The sequence below is a fragment of the Propionivibrio sp. genome (assembly GCF_017995515.1).
Classification (GTDB): Bacteria; Pseudomonadota; Gammaproteobacteria; order Burkholderiales; family Rhodocyclaceae; genus Propionivibrio.
On record NZ_JAGOIT010000139.1, the window covers coordinates 1 to 6,891 of the forward strand.

The following is a 6,891-nucleotide window of genomic DNA, read 5'->3' on the forward strand; positions in this document are numbered from 1 at the left end:
AACCTGGCGGTCGATCTCAAGCGCATGTTCGCGCTCTTCCCGATTCTCGAAGAGCGTTGCGAGCAGCGCGCCGGCACGCTGTCCGGCGGCGAGCAGCAGATGCTGGCCATCGCGCGCGCGCTGATGGCACGGCCGAAGTTGCTGCTGCTCGACGAACCGTCGCTCGGCCTCGCGCCGCTCTACATCAAGAAGATCTTCCAGATCATCCGCGAGCTGAACCGCGACCACGGCATGACCATCCTGCTCATCGAGCAGAACGCGCACCACGCCCTGCGCGCGGCGCATCGCGGCTACGTGTTGCAGCACGGGCAGATCATCCTTGCCGGAACCGGAAAGGAATTGCTCGCTAGCCCCGAGGTGCGCGCGGCGTATCTGGAAGGCGGGCATGCAGCGGCTTAGTTGTCTGATGCTGTAATGAACCGAGACGCTTTGCCTCCACGCTGGCTGCCGTTCGTTGTCCTCGGCATCGGCCTGATTGCCATCTCGTTCGGCGCCGTACTGGCACGTTTCGCGCAAGGCTTCGGTTTGCCGTCGCTGGCGATCGCGGCGATGCGCCTTGGCTTTGCCACCGTGCTGATCACGCCGATCGCCGTGTGGCGTTCGCGCCGCGTCTTGCTGGCGATGAACCGGCGGCAGGGCTTGCTCGCGCTCGGCGCCGGATTTTTCCTCGCGCTGCATTTCGCGACCTGGATCAGCTCGCTCGAATACACCTCGGTCGCCAGCAGCACGGCGCTGGTGACGACCAATCTGTTGTGGATCGGGCTTGCGTCCTTCTTCCTGTTCGGCGAGAAGCCGCGGCCCTTGATGCTCGTCGGCATGGCGATCTCGATCTCGGGCAGCCTGCTGATCTTCTGGAGCGACAGCAGCAACAGCGCGCCGGGCAGCAATCCCTTGCTCGGCAATTTCCTCGCGCTCGTCGGTAGCTGGTGCTTTTCGGCCTATCTGCTGATCGGCCGCCGCCTGCGCGCCAACATGCCGCTACCGGCTTACGTCTGGCTGGCCTACGGCGTGGCGTCGATCTTTCTCCTGCTCGCCTGCGGCGGCGCGGGCGTGCCGCTCACCGGTTACGCGCTGCCGGCGTATCTCGTCGCGCTCGGTATGGCGCTCGGACCGCAACTGCTTGGACATACCTCGTACAACTGGTCGCTCAAGCACGTCTCGCCGACCTTCGTTGCCGTCGTTACCCTGGGTGAACCGGTCGGCAGCGCGGCGCTGGCCTGGCTGTTCTTCGACGAGTTGTTCGCGTTGCTGCAGGGGACGGGCTTCGTGTTGTTGCTCCTCGGGATCTATCTGGCCGCGCGGGCAGAGGGGCGCTGAGAAAACAACAAGGCCTCCGATCGGAGGCCTTGGTAGCGGTGGAAGGGAATTACACCTTCGGAATCGTATCCGCGAACGCCTGGCGCTGCATCAGCTTGTCGTAGAGGCGCGCGAGATTCGGATGCTTCACGCTCCAGTCGATCTCGGGGAAGCGGAACGCCAGGTAGCCGAGCGCGCATCCGCTGGCGATGTCGGCGAGCGAGAAGTGGGTGCCCATGCACCAGGCGTGTTCGCCGAGTTGCTCGGCCATGTATTCCAGCCCACGGATCAACTTGCTTTCCTGGCGGGTGATCCAGTCGACGTCCTGCCGTTCAGTCGGGCGCTTCCGCTCCAGGAAGGTCAGCGCGGCGGCGTCGCAGATGCCGTCGGCCAGCGCTTCCCAGCGCTTGACTTCGGTGCGCTCGCGGTTCGGCGCCGGCATCAGCTTGTTGTTCGGTGCGACATTGTCGAGGTATTCGCTGATCACGCGCGAATCGAAAAGTGTCGTTTCTTCGTCGAGTACCAGCACGGGAATCTTGCCCAACGGGTTGATGTTGGGAACGTTCGATCCCGGCGACCACGGTGAGTCGAGCTCGAATTCGTATTCGATCTTCTTTTCGGCCAGAACGATGCGCACTTTGCGCACGTAGGGGCTGGTCAGCGATCCGATAAGCTTCATGGGCTGCCTGTGTGGTAGTCGTGGAGTCGAGGGTTCGTTTCTTAAGCGGATTGATTATAGCATCGGGCGGTTGAGCGATTTGCGGCTCGTTTTGTCTGCCGGGTAAAATGCAGGGCTTACCGAAAAGGATGAACTTCATGTCTTTCAATACCCTTACCGCCTTGTCTCCTCTGGACGGCCGCTATGCCGCCAAGGTCGATCCCCTGCGTGACCAGTTCTCGGAGGCCGGCCTCATCCGGCGACGCCTGCTGGTCGAGATCGAGTGGCTCAAGGCGCTCGCCGCCGAGGCGCACTTCGCCGAGATTCCGGCGTTTTCTCCGGCGACGGTTGCTGCGCTTGATCAACTGGTGGCGACCTTCGGTCCGGAGCAGGCCGCCGAGGTCAAGGAAATCGAGGCGGTGACCAACCACGACGTGAAGGCGCTCGAATACTGGATCAAGAAGAAACTCGCCGACAACCCCGAGGTCATGCGCGTCTCCGAGTTCATCCACTTCGCCTGTACGTCGGAGGACATCAACAATCTGTCGCACGCGCTGATGCTCAAGGCGGCGCGCGATGAGGTGATGCTGCCGTCGCTGGACAAGGCAATCGCCCGCCTGCGCGATCTGGCGCACGAACACGCCGCGCTGCCGATGATGTCGCGCACGCATGGCCAGCCGGCGACGCCGACGACGCTGGGCAAGGAGATGGCGAACGTCGTCCATCGCCTGGAGCGCGGCCGCCAGCGCATCGCCGAGGTCAGCCTGCAGGGCAAGATCAACGGCGCGGTCGGCAACTACAACGCGCATCTGGCCGCTTATCCGGCCTACGACTGGGAAGCGTTTGCGAAGCGCTTCGTCGAGTCGCTCGGCCTCGAATTCAACCCGTACACGATCCAGATCGAGCCGCACGACGCAATGGCCGAGCTGTTCGATGCTTTCGCCCGCGTCAACACGATCCTGATCGACCTCGATCGTGACGTCTGGGGCTACATCTCGCTGGGCTTCTTCAAGCAGAAGCTGAAGGCCGGTGAAATCGGCTCGTCGACGATGCCGCACAAGGTCAATCCGATCGACTTCGAGAATTCGGAAGGCAACCTCGGCCTAGCCAACGCCGTGCTGCGTCACCTCTCCGAGAAGCTGCCGATCTCGCGCTGGCAGCGCGACCTGACCGACTCCACCGTGTTGCGCAACATGGGCGTGGCGCTCGGCTACACGCTGCTGGCCTACGATTCGTTGCTGCGCGGCCTGAACAAGCTCGAAGCCAACGCCGACTGTCTGTGCACCGACCTCGACGCCAACTGGGAACTGCTCGCCGAACCGATCCAGACGGTGATGCGCCGCTACGGCATTGCCAACCCCTACGAAAAGCTCAAGGAACTGACGCGCGGCAACCGCGTTTCGCGCGAGGGCATGCAGGAGTTCGTGCAGTCGCTGGAGATTCCTGCGGAAGCCAAGGAGGCGTTGTTGAAGCTGACGCCGTGGGACTACACCGGCAAGGCCGTCGAGCTGGCGCGCCGGATCTGATGTCCGAACACGCGCCTCGCTTCGTCGTCTGTCCCGGCTGCGGCCGGGACGTGCCCAACGGTTCGATCTATTGCCCGTACTGCTGCAGCGAGAGCGGGCGGCAGTCTGCCTTGCTGCGGGCGGCGCTCAAAGGCGCATTGTTCGGCGCTTTCGTCGGATGCCTGCTGGCAGTTGCCTGGACGCTTGCGATCGGGCTCGACCGCGCGACCTGGGGGCGTGCGTTCGCGGTTGTTCTGGCCGGCCTGACCACAGGCCTGATTCTGGCAATGGCCCGTCATCGACGGCCATGAAACTGAGTTGAACGCAGTTCAACAGGAGCTGAATACGTGTCGCAATTTGCTGCAAACCTGAAAAAACTGCCGGGGATTTCGCATCTCGCGGCGATCAATCTCCTCGATGCCGATGGCGATGTCGTCGCGGCGATCGAGAACAAGGCCGGTAGCCAGGGATCGCTGGCGGTCTACAACCACCTGGCGCAAACCTACGGCGCCATCACGCCGGACGCGGCGCGCAAGGGGCTGGAGCTCTTTGCCGAACACGCCGACGATGCGCGCCAGTTTCCCGGAAAGCATCCAAACATCGATCGCCTGCTCGGTTTGATCGAAGAGAAGAAGACGCTACGCATCAAGCATGTCTTTGCGCTGTGATCCTGCTTTGATCCGTCGCCGATGAACTTCCCGGTGGGCGAAGCTGCCTAATGACGCGTAGGCAAGCCGGCAGCTTTCCAACACTCGACAACCGCTTCGGCGAGGGTTGGTACATGTTTTTTCCATCGATAGCCGTCAACCGGGAGTCATTCATGAAGAATACCGTCGCGTCCGCAATCGCCGCAGCCGTCCTCGTCAGCCTCGCCGGAGCCGCCTCTGCACAGGCCTTGAAACCGGAGGAAATGATCAAGATCCGCAAGTCAGGCTACAGCTTCATGGCATGGAACATGGGCAAGATCAAGGCGAATGTCGACGGCGACTTCAACAAGGAGCAGGTCGTCGCTGCGGCGAACCTGGTGGCGGCGACGGCCAATTCCGGTATGGGAGCGCTGTTCGCTCCGGGTACGGACAAAGAGGTGGCCGGCGAAAAGACACGGGTGAAGCCTGAGTTCTTCGAACAGCCTGACAAGGCCAAGGAACTGGCGATGAACTTCATCAAGGAGGCAAACGAACTGGCCAAGGTGGCGGCAAGCGGCGATGCTGCGGCAGTCAAGGCACAGTTCGGGAAGACCGGCGGCACGTGCAAGGCCTGCCACGACGAGTTCCGCAAGAACTGATAGCGCTCTCTTCGGGCTGCCTGCTGCTACCACGCAGGCGTCGAAGTGCTGGTCGCAACCGTCGGGGCGGGGCGCTCGATCCACCGGCCGGAGGCCGCGTAGACAGCGCCCAGCGCGATGGCGAGCGCCACGGCAAACGCGATCGGGCCGCCGCCCGTCGCCGATTTTCCTTGGCCCGGTTGTACGTTTTTCCAGCCAGTCAGCATCGGTCTCACGAGATTGTCTTTCTTGACCTTGGTGTAGAACACGATCGCGGCAAGGTGCAGGACGATCAAGGCGATGAGGATGTTGATCGACCATCGGTGGATGCCGGTCAGCCAGTCGCTCAACGACTTGTCGACGAGATCGACGAGCGGCCCGCTGAAGGCGATGTCGTCGTTGCTGAAGATCCCGGTGGCGGCCTGAACGCAGATCATGGCGAGCAGGGCGAGGACGGAGAGCGCGCCAAGCGGGTTATGGCCGACGCCCTGCCAGTCGCCGCGCAAATAGGCGCGCAGTGAAGACAGCCTCGGCACAAAGCCGGAAAAGCGTGCGTGGCTTGAACCGATGAAACCCCAGGCGACGCGAAAGGTGATCAGGCCGAAGGTCGCCAGGCCGAACCGCCCGTGCCAATCGATTGCGCTTCCGCCCATCTTTCCAGTGATGATTGCGCCGACAATCAGGATGAACAACAGCCAGTGAAAGATGCGGGTTGGCAAATCCCAGACTTTGATGCGCTCGGTGTTCATCGTTCGCTCCATGATTCCGACGTGGCTGACGGACGAAATAATACGGGCGCCGATTGGCGCCCGTAAAGCCATCCGTTCAGACAGCGTTGTTCTGGAGCGAGTTCGCCGCTAGACGACGGCGCCGTCCTTGTTGGCGCCTTCAACCTGCTTGCTGACCTTGATGAAGTTCTCACGCGAGACGCCGAGCCACATGACGAGCGGGCTGGCGACGAGCACCGACGAGTAGATGCCGAAGCAGATGCCGATGGTCAGCGCAACGGCGAAGTAGTGCAGCGTCTCGCCGCCGAATAGCAGCATCGAGAGCACCATCAACTGCGTCGAGCCGTGCGTGATGATGGTGCGCGAGATGGTGCTGGTGATCGCGTGGTCGAGCACCTGCGGCGTGGTCAGACCGCGCACTTTCTTGAAGGTCTCGCGCACGCGGTCGAAGACGACGACCGATTCATTGACCGAGTAGCCCAGCACGGCGAGCACCGCGGCCAGGACCGGTAGCGAGAATTCCCACTGGAACAAGGCGAAGCAGCCGAGAATGATCACCACGTCGTGCAGGTTGGCGATGATCGCCGACACGGCGAAGCGCCATTCGAAGCGGATCGCCAAGTAGACGACGATACCCAGAATCATGAGCAGGAGCGCCATCGAGCCGTTCTCGGCGAGTTCCCGGCCGACCTGCGGACCGACGAACTCGACGCGGCTGAGCGTCGCGCCGGGCGCTTCGGCGTCCAGCGCGGCCATCACCGATTCGCCGATCTTGGCCGAGTTCTGCTCGTCCTTGAGCGGCAGGCGGATCATCACGTCCTGGCTGGAACCGAAGTTCTGAACCATGATGTCGGTGTAGCCGGCATTCGCCAATCCGCCGCGGATCTTTTCGAGATCGGCGGCCTGCGAGTAGCTGACCTCGATCAGCGTCCCGCCGGAGAACTCGACCGAAAGATGCAGACCGTTGTAGAACAGGAAAAAAACGGCCAGCAGGAAGGTGATGAGCGAGAAGATGTTGAACGCCAGCGCGTGGCGCATGAACGGGATATCTTTTTTGATGCGGAAGAATTCCATCTTCGTACGTCCTTATTTGGTCGATGCCACAGAGGTCGTGTTGCCCGGCTTCCAGATGTGACCGATCGACAACGATTCGAGCTTGCGACGGCGGCCGTAGATCAGGTTGACCAAGGCACGAGAGACAACGACCGAGGAGAACAGCGAGGTCAGGATGCCCAGGCAATGCACGACCGCGAAGCCGCGCACCGGGCCGGAGCCGAAGACGAGCAGGGCGATACCGGCGATCAGGGTGGTGATGTTCGAGTCGAGAATCGTGTCGAATGCCCGGTCATAACCCGTGTGAATCGCCGCTTGCGGCGTCGCTCCCTGGCGTAACTCTTCCCGTATGCGCTCGTTGATCAGCACGTTCGAGTCGATCGCCAT

Annotated in this window: 10 protein-coding genes; 6 read left to right on the forward strand and 4 right to left on the reverse strand. The window is 62.3% G+C overall.

Annotation, left to right across the window (positions count from 1 at the left end; translation table 11 throughout):
• Positions 1 to 399 (forward strand): ABC transporter ATP-binding protein (locus KBA32_RS15790; RefSeq protein ID WP_294360934.1); only part of this gene is annotated, 399 nt, incomplete at its 5' end.
• Positions 400 to 414: 15 nt separating this feature from the next.
• Positions 415 to 1,317 (forward strand): DMT family transporter, encoded by a 903-nt coding sequence (locus tag KBA32_RS15795; protein WP_294360938.1) that lies wholly within the window; start codon positions 415 to 417, stop codon positions 1,315 to 1,317.
• 49 nt (positions 1,318 to 1,366) lie between these two features.
• On the opposite strand, the gene KBA32_RS15800 is transcribed toward KBA32_RS15795, so the two are convergent.
• Positions 1,367 to 1,975 carry a glutathione S-transferase gene (locus tag KBA32_RS15800; RefSeq protein WP_294360942.1) on the reverse strand — a complete coding sequence of 203 codons (609 nt, stop codon included), beginning with the start codon at positions 1,973 to 1,975 and terminating at the stop codon, positions 1,367 to 1,369.
• 128 nt (positions 1,976 to 2,103) lie between these two features.
• Here KBA32_RS15800 and purB point away from each other — a divergent pair, with 128 nt between their 5' ends.
• The 4 genes from purB (at position 2,104) to KBA32_RS15820 (ending at position 4,744) form a co-directional block, all read left to right on the forward strand.
• Complete coding sequence (purB, locus tag KBA32_RS15805; protein ID WP_294360944.1) at positions 2,104 to 3,480, forward strand: adenylosuccinate lyase; 1,377 nt, start codon at positions 2,104 to 2,106, stop codon at positions 3,478 to 3,480.
• On the forward strand, positions 3,480 to 3,770 hold the full coding sequence (locus KBA32_RS15810) for a hypothetical protein (protein WP_294360947.1): 291 nt from the start codon (positions 3,480 to 3,482) through the stop codon (positions 3,768 to 3,770). The genes purB and KBA32_RS15810 overlap by 1 nt, the downstream gene beginning before the upstream one ends.
• Positions 3,771 to 3,806: 36 nt before the next feature.
• Complete coding sequence (locus KBA32_RS15815; RefSeq protein WP_294360950.1) at positions 3,807 to 4,127, forward strand: DUF2322 family protein; 321 nt, start codon at positions 3,807 to 3,809, stop codon at positions 4,125 to 4,127.
• A gap of 152 nt (positions 4,128 to 4,279) precedes the next feature.
• The gene (locus tag KBA32_RS15820; protein ID WP_294360953.1) at positions 4,280 to 4,744 is read left to right on the forward strand and encodes a cytochrome c; all 465 of its coding nucleotides are present in this window, start codon (positions 4,280 to 4,282) and stop codon (positions 4,742 to 4,744) included.
• Positions 4,745 to 4,770: 26 nt separating this feature from the next.
• Here the strand turns inward: KBA32_RS15820 and KBA32_RS15825 are convergent, their stop codons facing one another.
• From KBA32_RS15825 to KBA32_RS15835, 3 genes are all read right to left on the reverse strand, one after another.
• Positions 4,771 to 5,472, reverse strand: a complete 702-nt coding sequence (locus KBA32_RS15825) for a cytochrome b/b6 domain-containing protein (protein WP_294360956.1) — start codon at positions 5,470 to 5,472, stop codon at positions 4,771 to 4,773.
• 108 nt (positions 5,473 to 5,580) lie between these two features.
• On the reverse strand, positions 5,581 to 6,525 hold the full coding sequence (gene secF, locus KBA32_RS15830; RefSeq protein ID WP_294360959.1) for a protein translocase subunit SecF: 945 nt from the start codon (positions 6,523 to 6,525) through the stop codon (positions 5,581 to 5,583).
• 12 nt (positions 6,526 to 6,537) lie between these two features.
• Positions 6,538 to 6,891 (reverse strand): MMPL family transporter (locus KBA32_RS15835; protein ID WP_294360962.1); only part of this gene is annotated, 354 nt, incomplete at its 5' end.

Bases quoted from the DNA above. Each gene is read 5' to 3' on its own strand.
- KBA32_RS15795 (WP_294360938.1), top strand. From the start codon at position 415: ATGAACCGAGACGCTTTGCCTCCACGCTGGCTGCCGTTCGTTGTCCTC.
- KBA32_RS15800 (WP_294360942.1), bottom strand. From the start codon at position 1,975: ATGAAGCTTATCGGATCGCTGACCAGCCCCTACGTGCGCAAAGTGCGC.
- purB (WP_294360944.1), top strand. From the start codon at position 2,104: ATGAACTTCATGTCTTTCAATACCCTTACCGCCTTGTCTCCTCTGGAC.
- KBA32_RS15810 (WP_294360947.1), top strand. From the start codon at position 3,480: ATGTCCGAACACGCGCCTCGCTTCGTCGTCTGTCCCGGCTGCGGCCGG.
- KBA32_RS15820 (WP_294360953.1), top strand. From the start codon at position 4,280: ATGAAGAATACCGTCGCGTCCGCAATCGCCGCAGCCGTCCTCGTCAGC.
- KBA32_RS15825 (WP_294360956.1), bottom strand. From the start codon at position 5,472: ATGAACACCGAGCGCATCAAAGTCTGGGATTTGCCAACCCGCATCTTT.
- secF (WP_294360959.1), bottom strand. From the start codon at position 6,525: ATGGAATTCTTCCGCATCAAAAAAGATATCCCGTTCATGCGCCACGCG.